This is a genomic window from Dictyobacter formicarum (assembly GCF_016587435.1).
This window is the reverse complement of sequence record NZ_BNJJ01000001.1, coordinates 463,518-479,436: the sequence shown is the minus strand read 5'-3', so window position 1 is coordinate 479,436 and position 15,919 is coordinate 463,518. Positions and strand designations below refer to the sequence as shown.

Here is a 15,919-nt window from a genome sequence, read left to right as displayed (position 1 = left end):
CACCCGCCTGGTTGTGCCTTGCATTTCCCTTATTCTTGCTGCGCGAGCCTGTTGAGCTCTGCTTCGACCTCTGGAAAATGGTTATGAGACATCAGCACTAACAGTTCCCAATGGTGTTTTACGGCATCATCTTTACTTCCCAGGCTGGGCTGGTGGATTTCCCAGGTTTTTTCAACTGTGCTATATACTCCTCGTTGTATGATCACGCCATTGTGATCGGGCGCAAATTGAAATGTATAGATGCCTATGCGTTCCTTTGGTGGCCGTTCGTTTTTAAGCGCATAGACGCGATAGACTTCAAAGATTTGTGGCGTGGGCCAGCTATTGCCTCCAACCATATGTGCCTCCTGTTCACCTTTCCTGAACTCTTCTTGCCGCATGTTCTTCTTTTGATGTATGCCTTATGGTTTTTGCCCAAACACCGAGTACATTTCATAAGTGGTACGATGGCTCTCCCATTCCTTGGGTAGGAGTGCAACCATATGGTCAAAAAGCTCTGGTTGGATGCCCAGTTTTTCGGTATAGACGGCTTTCAAGGATTTGAATACTTCGAACAGGTCGAGGCCTAAAAGTTCTCCTGGGCGGCCGGCCCACGTTCCCAGGGGGACCTGGATTTTTTCCATGTGCACATTGATGACACCATGCCTGGTAAGCAGGACATCGATTGTTGGCATAATGGAGAGATCAAAGCCGCGTGTCGTCATCCCTTCATCCCACCACGCTTGTAACTGTTTGGTGGTGGGACCTGCGTTATGATACACATTGCCTGTCTCTAGCAACTCAATCCAGCCACCGGATTGGGTGACACGCACCAACTCCTGTAGGGTGGCTGGCCAGTAATAGGTTGGAATCCCTCCAACAAGGAGCCGTTGATGCACATAGTGGAAGGTATGATCAGCATACGGTAATCCCTGGAGAATATCGTTTTGGCTAAAATGGCAACGTGCTGAAAACTGAATATGTGGTGCAGGAGCATCAGTATCGATGCCGTAGATATGTGCTTGTGGAAACTCTTGCACCATTTCAGCCATCCATCGTCCAGTTCCGCACCCAACATCAAGGATACTATGCGTCCTGGCTGGATCAATTGGTGCTTTGTAATTGCCTCCTAGCAGTAACTTGAGCCCGAAGTGCTGAAAATCAAGGCGATGCGTCTCTTGTTCATCTTTAGGCAAGAGGTATGGGATGTCTCTGCGGTGTGCCCGACCTTCGATCGTGATAATTGGACTCCGAGGTATGAGGTGTGTTGTGGATCGTGTTTTGCGTTTCCTATGAAAGAGATGGAGAAGAATTCCCATTGTCTGCTTCCGACCTTTCTTCATCACAGTGGTTCACTTGTAAGCTTTCTAGGATGTAAACTTTCACGAATGTGTTCACATGGAGCCAGGTTCAACCTCTGTTTCCTATTTGCCCCATACCCAAACTCTTCTTGCCTGGGGGAGCGTATTTTGTATTGATGGTGACCACTTCTCATAGTAGCAATTGTGTTTCCTACTCAACTCCTACACCTGGCTTGAAAAAGCTTTCTTCGCTCCTACCGAACCACACTGTTGGCTAGATCCGATTGAACGACTCCAAGCATTTAAATGCCTGTGATATCTGGAAATGTTTGGAAGGTTTTTTCTGCGTAGAGTGGAGTAGGAGGTAACGGAGCAAATAGGGTCGATAGTAGGAGTGGCAAAGGAGTGCATTTTGTTATTCTACGTGCAGAGAAATGCGACGAGTACACAGTGTGAATGTACTTTGTCTGTTATTTCTTCTTGATCTGTTGTTTGATTTTTATCTCTACATGAAGAAGGAGAAAACTAGTCATGGCAAACACAACATTCGTGCATGGTTCATTCCAGGCTGAGCAACAGGATGCTTATGATGGTATTGATCTAGACATTCGTGTTACTGAGCATACCCAGCCTACTATTACTGGATTAATTCAGGGTTCTGACTACCTCACCTGCAAGACTGATTCGACATGTGATGGGTCTGATGCCTGTTGATCATGCTTCTGGTGGTTTGCGCCCACACTCACAGCGGCTCTCTTGGGCCGTTGTGGGTTTACTGATGGAAAGGAGTTGTGGGCATGATGCAGCATGCTTGGATGGTATCGATTGACCCGGCGCTACGCGAACGCGTTTTTCAGGTTATTTTGCCTGTAGCAGATCGGTTGGCAGATCCAAATACTGTGATCGCTTTGGTACATGACGTAGATCCTTTGTATTGGTGGGATACATCGCTGGTAGCTGGATTTCCCAGCCTGGCACTGTTCTATCTATTTCTTGCGCGTTGTATCCAGGAACAGAAATGGCTGGATGTCGCGCATACATATCTTGATCGGGCCGTTGAATCTACCCATGATCACTCCTTCGATCATCCCAACCTTTCCAAAGGAACGGCGGGGATGACGTTGCTGCTGTCCCTGTTTGGTGAGCAGGATGATCGTTTCATCTGGGTTCGACACGATTTGGATCAACGTTTAGCTCGACAGGTCCTGGATTGCTATTGGTGCACGCTGACCGATGACGAAATGCTGTTCCAATACGATCTTATTGTTGGCGTTTCTGGTGTCCTTGCATCTTTGGTACGCACGGGTGTTCATATTGGTATTATTCAGGAAGCAATTGAGCGTCTGCTTCATCTCCTGATCCAATTTGTGATGAGCGAAAAGAAGCAGCACTATCAATCATGGGCTGTCCCAGCTGATTTCTTCCCAGTAGCGCACCGACGGCAACTCACAACACCGGTGATTAATTGTGGGATGGCTCATGGTATCGCAGGCCCTTTAGCTGCCCTATCTTTGGCATGGCGGGCTGGTTATCGGATGAAGGGGCAGGATACCGCCATTCGGCTTCTGGCTTCCTGGTTGGCAGAACAGTATGTTGAGACTGCCTGGGGGATTGATTGGCCGGATGTTGTTCCAGTGACATCCTTTGCAAATCCTGATCGGTCTCAGATTCCTGCCAGGTCTGGTTGGTGTTATGGGGCTCCAGGCGTTCTCAGAAGCTTGTGGATTGCTGAGCAAGCATTGCCTGATCTGAAGTTGCAGCAACGTGTCCACCATGGTCTGGATGCTCTGCTGAAGCGCCCCGCCGAAACTCGTCGGATTGACCCTTTAACTCTCTGTCATGGCCAGGCCGGGTTGTTGTTGATCTGTACGCATTTTTTTCAGGAAACTGGCCGGTATGATGTACGAAAACTCGTCATTCACTTAGTTGAACAGATCCTTGGTGAAGCGGACATGGATGCCCCGCTGGGATTTCGATATAGATTCCAGTCGAAACGACACGTCAATTCTCTTGGTCTTCTTCTTGGTGTATCTGGCACCTTGCTGGCTCTTTTGGCTGCGAGCACAGATGTTCCGCCTGTATGGGATCGTGCTCTGTTGCTTTCATGAGTTGCCCCTGATTGGTATTGATGCAGAAAATTTCAAAGAGTGAGCATGGTCTTTCTTTGATTTGAGAAAGGGAAGTTTTCATGGAAACCGATCATCCGTTGCTTGCTCCGGCACAGGATCAACCCATGTATCGTACAATTGGGGCGTTTTTGGTGCGTGTGCCAGCGTTACCTCTCACCGTATTTTTGCGTCTGACGACACAGGATTGCCCACTTGATACGAACCAGATAGATGATCTTGATGAGCGGTTTTCGGGCGTGCTGCAACAAGGATATGAACAGGTGTGTACGCTGATGACAGATTCTTCCTTTTTGCGTATGGCAGTATTGTTGGCTAGCCAGGATCTGGTACAGGGGTTTGCACGTCTTCAGCATGATACTGTTTCGCCTGCCCGTATGAAACGCGTCTACTCCCGACTTGTTCGGTATATTGTGCGTATGAGCACCCGAGCAACACCCTTTGGGTTATTTGCGGGAGTAGCTCTTGGCACTATTACCGATGATTCAACGCAGCTTTCCCTTGGAGAACGAGCACTTGGTCATCTCCATGTGCGACCGGACCTTGGATGGTTGTATGCCTTTGTGCGTGAACGCGAGCAACAAAAGCCGGCTTTGGGACAGATGCATTTGATGGTGAACTCAACGGCACATGTAGTTGGAAATCGGGTACTTATCACTTCTATTGATGAGCCTGGGAACAATGGGAAAGAGACACTTTCTCTCCGCGCTGTTCCGCTCTTACGCTCTATTCTTGAGCTTGCACGCCAACCGATCTTGTATGTTGATCTCGTTACTGCCCTGTCTCTTGCATTTCCTCAGATACCTGAACCTCAGATCCATCTTGTGCTTCAGCAACTCTGGAATGCCCATGCTCTCATCAGTACGTTCCACCCACCACTGACAGGCGGTGAACCAACTGCCTTTATGCTGCAGCATCTGCACACATTACCACCATCTTCTTGGATGCAACATGTGCAGGATGAACTTACTGTATTGGAGCAAGCGCTTCAAAACGTTCAACGATCGGGTGTGTCAGATTGTGATCAATTGGAGAAAGATCTCTCTGCATTGTTTGCGTGTCAGGAAACGCTCGTTCCAGGATATCGGCATCCACTGGTGCAGGTTGATGCGGCACTGACAATGGAGAAGCCGACTCTTCATGTGAACATTGCTGACTCTGTTGTAGAAGCGGCTGATGTGTTATTACGTCTTGGCACTCATCCAAAGGGGCTTCAGTCCCTTGAGCGTTATCGAGCAGCGTTTGTGCATAAATACGGGATGGAGGAGGTGCCGCTGCTGCGTTTATTAAGCATTGAGGAGGGCCTGGGTGCTCCTCCAAACTATACCCGCCCTTCCAGAGAGTATCCGTTACCCGCCGTAGAATCTCCACTCAAACAAGAGCAGGCACGCGATCGGCTCTTGTGCGGTCTTCTGTTTCAAGCCTTGAATAAACAGCAGATTGAAATTGTGCTCACCGACGATCTGATTCAAAAACTGACGCAATGGATGCCTTCGTCTGGATATCCTGCACCCCCAGAAATTGATGTCTTTTTTCAGGTACAGGCCACTTCTGCGGCGGCAATCAATCAGGGCAACTGGGACGCGCTGATCATCCAGGGGATTGTGCCAGGTGGACGAGCTATTGGCCGTTTTGCTCAGGTTCTGGGCGAATCCGCAGTGACAACTCTTCAAGCTGCCGCCCGTGAGGTAGAAGCCTTATTCCCAGATGTCGTGTTTGCTGACCTTTCCTATTTGCCATCCGATGTACGTGGTGCCAACGTTTCGTTGCGCCCACCGTTGCATCCATATGAGATTGCCGTGAACACGATGCCATCGCGGCCCAAGGAGTTTGTGTTGTCTCTTGAGGATCTGGTGGTTGGTGTACGAGGGAAGCGCTTTTATGTACGCTCATTGCGTTTGGGCAAAGAGGTCAAGGTATATCAGCGGAGTATGCTGAATGTACGCTTTGCGCCAAATATTTGTCGATTTTTATTGGAAATTGCTGAAGATGGTTCGCCCTACCCTGAGTCATTTAATTGGGGGATGATGCGCATCGCTCCTTTTTTACCGCGGGTCGTCTATAAAAAAATTGTCTTGAGCCTTGCACAATGGCATGTGCGCTTGATGGATATTCAGCCAGAGGGAACTGGCAACGAAGAGGTCCGTTGGTTTATTGGCCTTCAGCGATGGCGGCAACGCTGGCGTGTTCCTCGTTATGTCTATCTGACGACACTTGATCAGCGCCTGTTGCTCGATCTTGAAAATCCCCTTCTGGCTCTGGAATTGTGGTCTGAATTGAAGCAAGCGCAGCAGGGATCACCGGTGTGTTTACAAGAAATGCTTCCCGATTTTGAGCATGTGATTTGCCGTGATGCACAGCAGGCACCCTACACAGCTGAGATGGTCATGCCACTAGTCCTTCGGTCTTCTAGTTCCACGCAGCCTGGAGCAGTTGATAAGCTGCCATCGATGTACCCGTTGATTGTCCCAACCGAAGACCGGCGTTTTCTTCCTGGCGAGGAATGGATGTATCTCAAGGTATATATTGCACCACTGTTCCAGGATGAATTGATTACAGGCCCATTGCGCGAAATTGTGAAGCAAGTGCGTAATGAACATCTGTGCGATGAGTGGTTTTATCTCCGGTATGCTGATCCTGACCCCCACCTGCGCCTGCGTTTTCGTGCCAGGATACCTGAGGTCAAGGGAATATTGCTCGAGCAGGTGCTTTCCTGGGCCAATCAGCTTGTGCATGCTGGGGTGGTGACGAATTTGCATATAGCCTCCTATGAACGAGAAATTGAACGCTATGGTGGGCCAGCATTGATGGGAGATATTGAGCGTTTCTTTTCTTCGAATAGCGATGTGCTCAGTGAGCTTGTTGCGTTACAGTATACCAAACGGCTGACCTGCGCTCCTCTGGTCGTTGCTGTGATGAGCCTGGATCTTCTTTTTCGCTTCTGGGGATATGATTTGTCAGCTCGACTTGGGTATGCTCGGAAACATAGCCACTCCTATGCTTCCAGGGAGGCATTTCGCACTCATCGTAAACAGTTGACGTCGCTTCTTTTTCCCTGGCGCCATGAAGATGATCAAGATGAATTTCTTGTTGCACAGCGGCAAATCATCACTTCGCTGTTTGCCTCCCAAGAGCCGATGGCTGCACACATCATGAAGCGAATCCATGTTCTGACAAAACAAAACCTGCTCTGGAATAATCCTGAGCATATCCTTGGAAGCCTGGCTCATCTCCATCTGAATCGTTTGCTTGGAATTGATCGCAAGCAAGAACAAGTCGTCTATGACCTCTGGCGCCATGTGCTGGAAGCAGTCAGCAGGCGTCCTCCTATGTGATTATCTTGAGCTTTGTAACATGATCCAATCTGGCTATCTTGTATGGCTATGGTGTGCTGGATAGAGCAGAAAACAGTATTTTTTGTTGTGTTATGATTAGAACATATATTCTATCTATGGCGACCTGGCTAACTCTACAGATTGTTGTATTTTGAGGAAGAGGAAGTAGGAAATTATGAGGAGTAGTGCCCCTGAGTTTGCCCATTTGCATGTTCATACTGAGTATTCGCTGCTCGATGGTTTGAGCCGCGTAAAGAAACTGGCGAAACGCTCAAAAGAACTAGGGATGTCCCATCTTGCAATTACTGACCATGGAACGATGTATGGGGTATTGGATTTTTATAAAGTGTGCCGGTCTGAGGGAGTGCATCCAGTGCTTGGGGTTGAGAGCTATCTGGTGGACCATATGCACGAGCACAAGCGACTCCCCGCAGGGCGGCATGATTATTCTCACTTGCTCTTGTTAGCAAAAAATACCACGGGATATCGGAATCTGTTGCGCCTGGTAACCATTGCGAATACCGAGGGGTTGCGCGCCAATAAGCCGCGCATGGATAAAGCACTGTTAGCCCAATATGGTGAGGGCATTATTGCGACCTCGACCTGCCTCGGCGGTGAGGTGCCACAACTCTTATTGAAAGAACAATATGAAGAGGCCTGTAAGGTCGTGCGATGGTATCGCGATGTGCTCGGTCCAGACAACTATTATTTAGAGCTGCAGGTCCATCAGGGCTATCCCGAGCAGGAAGTCGTCAATAAGCAACTCTATCGGATGCATAAAGAACTGGATGTGCCACTGATTGCAACTAATGACTTACATTATATTGACGCCCAGGACGCCCATACGCACGAAATATTGCTGTGCGTGCAGACACAAGATACCCTCTCAAATCCCAAACATTTTCAGTTTGAAAGTGCCGAATTCTTTTTACGGAGCCCCCAGCAGATGTTCGAGCTCTTTGCGGAACTGCCAGAGGCGCTATGGAATACCGTCCGTATCGCCGAGCAGTGTGACGTCGATCCTTTGTCTGTAAAAGCACACCTGCCGCATTTTTACCCGATTCCACCAGACTATGCCTCACCCGATGAATATCTGTATGCCCTATGCTTGCAAGGAGTGAAAGAGCAGTTTGGAGAAATGACTGAGCCGGTGCAGCGGCAGCTGGATTACGAGTTTAATGTCATTGCTCAGAAAGGTTTTGTTGATTATTTTTTAATTGAATGGGATTTTGTCAATTATGCGCGTTCGCGTGGCATACGCTGTTCGGCGAGGGGTTCAGCAGCAGGTTGTTTACTGGCCTATGTGCTGGGAATCACCAATGTGGATCCATTACGCTATCAGTTGCCGTTTGAACGTTTCTTTACGCCTGAACGTGAAGACATGCCTGATATTGATATGGATTTTCAGGACAATCGCCGCGAAGAGGTGATTGCTTATGTGAGCGCAAAATATGGACCTGAGTGTGTGGCTCAACTAGTGACGTTTAATACGATGGGAGCCAAGAATGCGGTCAAAGATGTTGCTCGCGTCCTTGCATTGCAAGAGGTTGGAGATCGGATGAGTCAATTGATTCCGACGGGCCCCAATGTGACGTTACAGGGAGCCATAGATGAGGTGCCAGAGCTCCAACAGCTTGCCCAACACCATGAACAGGCTCAGGAGATTCTCAAGCAGGCGTTGAAGATAGAAGGGACGGTGCGTTCGACTGGCGTGCATGCCGCTGGCGTCGTGGTTGGCCATGCACCGCTGGAAGCATTTGTTCCGCTTCGTTCGAAGGATCCCAAAGATCCTGCGCAGGGACGCGTGACTCAATATGAACAGATCCATCTTGAGGAGTTAGGGCTGATCAAGTTTGACTTCCTTGGCCTGGTCAACCTGACGATCCTGGACACGACCATTGCGTTCGTGCGTGCAGAACGACAGGAAGAGGTCGTACTAGAGAAAATCCCACTGGAAGAAGTTGCTGGTGACGAGAGACAAAATGCACGCCGAGCTAAAGCGTTTGCCCTGCTTGCCGCTGGAGAAACGACTGGAATCTTTCAACTCGAAGGTGCCAAGATGCGCGAATATATCAAGCAACTGGTTCCCAATCGAATTGAAGACATTATGGCGATGGTGGCCCTCTATCGCCCAGGCCCGATGGAGAGCATTCCAGATTTTATTGATGCCAAGCATGGGCGCAAAAAGGTGACGTATCTTGATCCTCGTTTGGCGACCTGGCTTGATGAATTCTATGGCATTATTGTCTATCAGGATCAAGTATTGTTTATAGCCGTACATATTGCAGGCTTTTCCTGGGGCAAAGCACATAAGTTTCGCAAGGCTCTCAGCAAAAAGAAAATGGATGAGGTGGCAGGCTATCGCAGTGATTTCATTCGTGGTTGTATCGCGAATGGCGTCGCTCCAGAAAATGCTGAACGGCTCTTCACCCTGATTGAGCCGTTTGGTGGGTATGGTTTTAACAAGCCTCATGCCGCCAGTTATGCCGTGGTTGCTTTTTATTGCGCCTATCTCAAAGCCAACTACACAGCCGAATTTATGGCCGCAACCCTGACTGCTGTGTCTGACGATGCGAAAAAGATCGCCAATGCAGTTTTGGAGTGCAAGCGCTTAGGGGTTGAAATTTTGGGACCGGACATCAACAAAAGTGAGATGGGTTTTCGAATTGAGCAGGGTGGCGTGCGCTTTGGACTTCGTGCGATCAAGGGTGTTGGAGAAGGACCTATTCTTGAAATTGTACGTGCCCGCATTGATGGTGGACCCTTTACCTCACTGGGAGATTTTTGTGCCCGTGTTGATACGCGCTGTGTTGGGAAAGGGGTGATAGAGACACTGACCAAAGCAGGGGCGATGGATTGTTTGGCGGCAAGCAATCGTCCAAAGCTGCTTGGTTCTCTAGAGCGAGCGATGCTCTTTGGTAAACACGAACGTACGGCACGGTTGCAAGGTTTAGTGAGCTTGTTTGAAAGTGCCGAAACAGTGCCTGAGGCCTTTGGCTTTCAACTCAATGAGCAGTATCCGCAGATTTCGCGTCAGCACCTGTTGAATTGGGAGAAAGATGTGCTGGGCGTGTATCTTTCGAATCATCCTCTTTCCTATTTGGCAGAGGTGTTGAAGGATGTGGTCACATGCACTGCTGGAGAGATCAGTGCGGAACTGGAGAGACAAAAGGTCGTTTTGGGTGGCTTGATCAAAGATGTACGCAAGATCACCACGAAAAAAGGTGATGCTATGTGTGTATGTCAGGTAGAAGATATGACTGGTTCAATAAGTGTAACAGTCTTTCCTCGTCTATATGCTGAAAGTAGTGAGAAATGGGAAGAGGGTGTGGTGCTCATCATTCATGGCGAGGTTCAGATTCGTCGAGATGAGCCATTAATCCTTTGCAATGCCGTATCAGCCTTGCAGGCAGTGGAAGAAGAGATGAATCGCAAACGCTATCATGTCTGGCTGCACCTCCAACTCAGTGGCGACGATGAGCTTTCCGTTTCAGACGACTTGATCAAAATACAAGATTTGAAGCACTGCATCCAGCAGCACCCGGGACGTGATCACTATGACATTATCGTTTCAAACCATGAATGGCAGGCCCTTTTGACTCCAGGCAACAATACGCTCGGCTATAGTGAGACACTCGTAACGTCCTTAGAACAACTGCTAGGGACTGGTATGGTCGAGGTACGATCAACTGATTTCTGAACGAATATAATTGTTTGATTCTGGTCCACAAGGAAAAGGCTTTTCTGAACCTTCGCTGCCCATGTGTATGGCTCAGAAAGGCCTTTTTTCGCACATCTTTGTCAGTGTGAGGAGTGAATGAGGAGTTCACCCGCTTTTTTTATTGCTTGGTAGGAGTTTGGGAGGAAAAAGGCCGGGTAGTATTTCTGTAGAAGGGGTATCCCTACAGAGCACCCCACTGCTATAATACGAGAGAAACGTTTTAGGGCAGAATATATGTTTCTGGGGGAGAATGAGCTATGGGAGATGTACAGTATGAGAGGTATGAAAGAAACGTGCTAGGCTCTCCATTAGTACGTATCTGGCTCTGTGGTGCTTGTACAGTTGAGTGGATGGACCCCGTGACAGGAGAAGCTCTTTCCAAGGCTGATCTCTCTGGTAGAGGAAGAGATCATGCGGCAGCACTCTCGTTGCTCAAATTACTGTTGTGTCAGCCACAGCGGCGAGCACATCGAGACTGGATTATGGAGCAATTCTGGCCTGAGAATGGACGCAATGCAGCAGCCCACCGGTTAGAAAATATCTTTTCTGTTTTGCGTAAGATGGTCTGCCATCCTGTCACTGGTGAGAGCCTGTTACGTTCTTTTCGTGCAGGAAAAGAGAATGGCATGATCTATCAACTGGCTGAGGCTCCTCAACTGTGGCTAGATGTCGATGCTTTGATATGGAATGTTGAGCAGGCCGCTCGTATGGAACGGTTTGGTGATGATGCCCAGCCATTCTGGGAACGTGCCTATGCTCTTGGCAAGCGTGGCGTATTTCTGCCTGATGATCGATATGTTGATTGGGCAGTGCAGCGACGAAACGAGGTTGAGGGCTATTATCGTCAAACCGTTCATGCTCTAGCCCATTTGTTCCTATCTCGCTATGGTACAGCGGGAGCTTCTGAAGCACTCCTTCTCCTGCGTACGTATTGGCAGCAACATCCAAAGGATGAAGATGCATTACGTCTCCTGATGCAAATTCTTATTCAACAAGATCGGTATCAAGAGGCGCTTGGATATTATGATCAACTCTGTAGTATTTTGCAAGAGGATGGTGTTTTGCCTGATGAACGTACGAAAGATAGTGCGGAGTATTGTAAAGTGAAGCAGATTCAATACGGATCTGTAGACTACCCAATATCAGGCAAGCAATGTCAACAACAAATATTATCCTCTTCTTTTACTCGTGCTGTTCAGGATAACCTGGAGATACCGCATGTTTTAGACGGAGCATTTCCCTTGAATACATCTCGTCGCACTATGCTTCAAAACTTCATTGGTTGGATGGGGGCGACTGCTTTGTCCCCCATGGTCTCGGTAGATGTGAATGCATTGTGTAGTTTTAATCCCTCAGAGTTGAGGGGTGCAACTAAATCATTGGTAGAAGTCCTCTATTGATCGAAATGGCTCGACTGAGAGCACGTACATTAATAATCACATAGGTTAATGTATTTAGATTGGCCACAGAGCGGCGGTTATGCACTTTGGGGCGCTCGATCCCAAGCTCTTTTGCCTGGCTATTGATGCGTTCGCAACTCGTTCGTTGTGTGTAGATGGCCTTGTAGAGCGGACTCTCGCGATTCAAGGTGACACGCATGAGTGCTCCTTTTTCCCAATTGACGTCTTTGACACAGCCTTTGCCTTTGACAAATTGCCCATGATCACACCCCTCTCCAGTGGCGTGCGGAAACAGCAGGGGACAGCGAAAACGTTGAGCCCGATATCCGTAGGTATGATCAAATTGATAGGTTGGCTGCATCCGGAGCTTTTTGGGACACAATGGAACCCCATCGGAGGCTCGTTCGTAGACCAAATGTCCATGCTGATTGAGCGGAACGGCTGCAATCCCGCCATGACGAACCGCCGCTTCATAGACATACCAGGCATCGAAGGCGGCATCCGCCGTAATATGGGTGGGAAAGTGTTGCAAAGCGAGCGCCGTTCGGTGAGAGAGCGGACGAAAATACGTGATATCGCCTTCATTGAAAGGCTGGGTATATTCAGCGAGCACCACATCGCCATAGTCAGGGGTCGTGGCAGCGGCAACACCTGAACCATAGCCCCAAAGGAATTCTTTTTTCTCTTTGCTTGATCCATCCTCCTGTTCCTGGTTGGTACTGCGCTTGACACCCAGCGTGCAGTCAGGATCGCCCACCAAGATCTGATCCTTGTTGAAACGTTCCTTCACATACGCCCGCATGTTGTTTTCTTTGACCCAGGCGTAGATATGTTTGACATCGAAGGCCACCGTTTCTCCAAGTCCAGGGATTTGGGCCTGTAATGCGGACACGGTGGCCTCAAGCATCTGTTGTAGGAGGCTCTGATCCAGCAGACGCAGTTTTTTCCCGAGCCAAAAGCGCGAGGGGAGGGTCCTGTAAGCATCAATGCCGTAGGGAGCCTGAGGATCAAGCACCAAATGAAAGCCGAAGTCAATGATGAGCAGAGGATGTTTGAGCAGAAACTGTCGTAGTTGCGTTGAATAGAGCAGCCCTTCTCGAATGCGCAAGAGAAAGGCTTTGATGTAGGCGCTTTCAGGATGAAGTGGTGGTCGTCGATGCGAAGATTGGCAACGTTCCCAGCGGTCAACCAGGGACCAATCAATCAAGGAAAAGAAGGCACGATACTCCTGAACCACAGGATCATGGTCAAGGAGAGCGGCCAGGATGGACTGGTCAAAGATGTGAGAAACAGGTATCATATCTAGCGACTCCTTTGGAGCAGTTGTTGTGATATGAATACACTGCAAAGGAGTTTCTCTTTTGTCAAGCAAAAACGATATTTCTAGAGAAAACAGGTGGACTTTTCGATCAGCGATTTAGTTGCTCTCGTTTTTAGAGAATGAGAAAACAATCAACAGTCGTTCGGAAAGCCCATTTTGAAAAATACTTTAGTTGCACCCCTCTCAGAGTTTCCAACTGTAAAGCAACGTTCTTCACGAAAGATTTCCACAGAGACCCTGGATGATTTTTCTCAATTAACAGAGACTTGTCGGAGCTTGAGTGAAGGGAATGAATTGAAGACAGCAGAACGTGTGCTGTGGTCGTATCTTCCACAGATTGAAGCGCTTGCGCAAGTTCAATCTCCCCATCAGAAATCGGCCGCTGCAATAACTTCTCAGGCGTATGTATTAGCGGCATCATTAGTAGGGCATCATAATGATTTGCAATCCCGACAAAGTTATAGTGAAAGAGCAATATGGTATGCAGAATGTGCTCAAAATGTGGAGTTGCAGGTAGCAGCTCTTCGGCAGCTCGCTGTTACATTCGATTACCTGGCGCTTCCCCAAAACGTTTTACAAACCTATCAACGAGCTCTTCCACTTCTGAAAGATGTTTCTCCGCGTTTGCAAGCATGTATTTATTCAGCCTTATCTGGTGTGTATGCCCAATTACAACAAGAGCAAGAAGCGCATCATTTTATGGGGATAGCATATGAAAAGTATCCCGGCGATAGACAAAATGAGCCTGGATATCTTCGCACTATTAATGCGAGCTATCATACACTAATACTATGGGATGGTTTAAACCATTTGGAACTGGGGCAACCATTAAAAGCGCACAAGATCCTCCAAGAAATTCCTACGCTTGAGCCTACAGAACAAATTCCTGAGCGCATTCGAGTTGAATTGCTCAACTATCAGGCGAAGGCCCTGGCTGCTGTAAGAGATCTAGAGCAAGCATGTGCTTATATTAAAACAGCTGTAGAAGCTTCTACTGTTATTGGCAGTCGTAAACGCTTTCAAGAAGCCTTTACCGTTTTTCAACAGATGAAAGAAGTATGGCCAACAGAGGCACGTATATATGATCTAGGGAACCTTTTTTTGCAGCGCATGATCAATCTGGTTGATTAATGTGTTTATTGTATCCTGATGTTCCGGTTGAATATGGTTTCTGAGTCTGAATACTGTTTCTTGATAAAGGCGGATGGCGGCAATTCCTCGTTGTCTCATAAAAGGTGAGGAAGGGGATACTCCTGCTGCTTCCATATAATATCGTGTCCAGTTTGATTGGAGACCCAGTACCTCTTGAACTTGTTGGAGGTAATGATCGCCTTTCGCAAGAATTCCGCCTTGTACGCCGACAGCTTCCATCACTGCTGGAAGAATATGTAGACAGATGCGTTCGACAAGCATTGTTGTGTCGTTCCTCTGGATGGCTCCCAATGTTCTGAGTATAACTTCTGATAACTCGACAAGTACTTTGCTTGCATATATATCTGCATTTGTTTGCAGAGGATCCCATGTCCAATGAGATACTTCTTCCTGGAATGCATGAAATATCCCCTCTTTGTCAAGTAGGATGTGAGCATCTCGAATCGTCGATACTCGGAAAATAGCCTCTTGTGGAATGCGTAGCCATTCTCGATAAATAGAGAGTGGACGGCTTGAAAGATTGAGGAGATAGCTTTCATACCAGATGAATTGTTTTTGTTGAGGCCGTTCAGGTGTCTCTCGTGTGATCCTGACGATGTCGATATCACTATATGGAGGTTTTGCATCTCCACGTGCATAGCTGCCATGAAGAATGATAGCTGTAACCGTTTCATCGTCGATGTCAGCAACCAGTTTTTGCAAAAATGCATCAGACAGATATGGAGATACAGATGCCATTGTTGAACCTTTCATAGCAAAACTGAACTTTCTATGAATTATACACTACTTTAAGGTTGAGATTGTTCCTGGATAGATACAACAAAGCTGCTTATGTCATCTCTTTCTATCGTTTCTGCGACGGAGATATACATACTAAATTCAATAGTGTACGGAGGAAATGTGGCTTCAAAACGCATCTTGTTTATTGGCCTGGGTGACCTTGGTTCTCACATGTTTGACCCGCTTGTTCGCACTAGCGGACGACATTCATTCCTTGTTGGGGGAAGAAACCTGGACTATCTACAGCAGCGCACAAATCTCTCCCTTTTGTCCGCTTTACAACTTGGCTATGAGCCAGACATTGCCTGTACGTATCTTGATCTAGAGCAGAGAGAGCAAACGGCAGAAACCATCGCAGCTTTTCAACCAGATATTATTGTATGTGCTGCAACACTTCAAAAAGGACATATTTCAGGATCTTCCGGGTCCTGTAGCAAAGCGTTTGTTGTCAGCCCAACTTGGTCCTCGACTTCCCTGGCATCTTGCATTGATTTATAAGCTGATGCAAGCGGTAAGCATGTCGGGACAGACGGTTCAGGTGCTCAATGCGATCTATCCTGATGTGGTCAATCCTATTCTGGCCAAAGTTGGTTTGGCACCGACAACAGGTATTGAAGATCTGGCGAATAATGTTCCTGCGCTTCGGCAAGCGGTAGCTGGTCTGCTTAATATGCCACGTGAGCAGGTAGATGTGCGTCTGATTATGTCTCGGTACGTAAGTGTGATTTGACAATCTCTTTGTCCTCGCTGGTGACACATATCCTGACTCTTACGCAACCTGACACTGTTGGCGAACTTCTCAAA

At 48.0% G+C, this 15,919-nt stretch carries 11 protein-coding genes; 7 read left to right on the top strand and 4 right to left on the bottom strand.

Annotated features, from left to right (window positions below; all coding sequences use genetic code 11):
* Nucleotides 1-29: 29 nt before the first annotated feature.
* Both JMI88_RS01900 and JMI88_RS01895 read right to left on the bottom strand, forming a co-directional pair.
* A complete protein-coding gene (locus JMI88_RS01900) occupies nucleotides 30-380 on the bottom strand; it encodes a hypothetical protein (RefSeq protein WP_201360055.1) in 351 nt (116 codons plus the stop codon).
* Between the two features lie 21 nt (nucleotides 381-401).
* Nucleotides 402-1,175: a class I SAM-dependent methyltransferase gene (locus JMI88_RS01895; RefSeq protein ID WP_201360054.1), complete on the bottom strand. Its 774-nt coding sequence runs from the start codon at nucleotides 1,173-1,175 to the stop codon at nucleotides 402-404.
* Nucleotides 1,176-1,811: 636 nt separating this feature from the next.
* Here JMI88_RS01895 and JMI88_RS01890 point away from each other — a divergent pair.
* The 5 genes from JMI88_RS01890 to JMI88_RS01870 all read left to right on the top strand — a co-directional run bounded on the left by JMI88_RS01890 (nucleotide 1,812) and on the right by JMI88_RS01870 (nucleotide 11,862).
* Entirely contained in the window at nucleotides 1,812-1,994 is a 183-nt protein-coding gene (locus JMI88_RS01890) for a hypothetical protein (RefSeq protein WP_201360053.1), read from the top strand.
* An 83-nt stretch (nucleotides 1,995-2,077) separates the two neighbouring features.
* On the top strand, nucleotides 2,078-3,388 hold the full coding sequence (locus JMI88_RS01885) for a lanthionine synthetase C family protein (protein ID WP_201360052.1): 1,311 nt from the start codon (nucleotides 2,078-2,080) through the stop codon (nucleotides 3,386-3,388).
* An 80-nt stretch (nucleotides 3,389-3,468) separates the two neighbouring features.
* Entirely contained in the window at nucleotides 3,469-6,741 is a 3,273-nt protein-coding gene (locus JMI88_RS01880) for a lantibiotic dehydratase (RefSeq protein WP_201360051.1), read from the top strand.
* Nucleotides 6,742-6,916: 175 nt separating this feature from the next.
* On the top strand, nucleotides 6,917-10,441 hold the full coding sequence (dnaE, locus tag JMI88_RS01875; RefSeq protein ID WP_201360050.1) for a DNA polymerase III subunit alpha: 3,525 nt from the start codon (nucleotides 6,917-6,919) through the stop codon (nucleotides 10,439-10,441).
* A 278-nt stretch (nucleotides 10,442-10,719) separates the two neighbouring features.
* A complete protein-coding gene (locus JMI88_RS01870; protein WP_201360049.1) occupies nucleotides 10,720-11,862 on the top strand; it encodes an AfsR/SARP family transcriptional regulator in 1,143 nt (380 codons plus the stop codon).
* Here JMI88_RS01870 and JMI88_RS01865 read toward each other — a convergent pair.
* Nucleotides 11,834-13,162 carry a transposase gene (locus tag JMI88_RS01865; protein WP_201360048.1) on the bottom strand — a complete coding sequence of 443 codons (1,329 nt, stop codon included), beginning with the start codon at nucleotides 13,160-13,162 and terminating at the stop codon, nucleotides 11,834-11,836. The two genes, JMI88_RS01870 and JMI88_RS01865, sit on opposite strands and share 29 nt — an antisense overlap.
* Nucleotides 13,163-13,339: 177 nt before the next feature.
* Between JMI88_RS01865 and JMI88_RS01860 the strand changes: the two genes are divergently transcribed.
* Nucleotides 13,340-14,314 (top strand): hypothetical protein, encoded by a 975-nt coding sequence (locus tag JMI88_RS01860; RefSeq protein WP_201360047.1) that lies wholly within the window; start codon nucleotides 13,340-13,342, stop codon nucleotides 14,312-14,314.
* Here the strand turns inward: JMI88_RS01860 and JMI88_RS01855 are convergent.
* Nucleotides 14,270-15,088: a nucleotidyltransferase domain-containing protein gene (locus JMI88_RS01855; RefSeq protein ID WP_201360046.1), complete on the bottom strand. Its 819-nt coding sequence runs from the start codon at nucleotides 15,086-15,088 to the stop codon at nucleotides 14,270-14,272. The genes JMI88_RS01860 and JMI88_RS01855 overlap by 45 nt on opposite strands.
* A gap of 472 nt (nucleotides 15,089-15,560) precedes the next feature.
* Here JMI88_RS01855 and JMI88_RS01850 point away from each other — a divergent pair, with 472 nt between their 5' ends.
* On the top strand, nucleotides 15,561-15,845 hold the full coding sequence (locus JMI88_RS01850) for a hypothetical protein (protein WP_201360045.1): 285 nt from the start codon (nucleotides 15,561-15,563) through the stop codon (nucleotides 15,843-15,845).
* Nucleotides 15,846-15,919 lie beyond the last annotated feature (74 nt).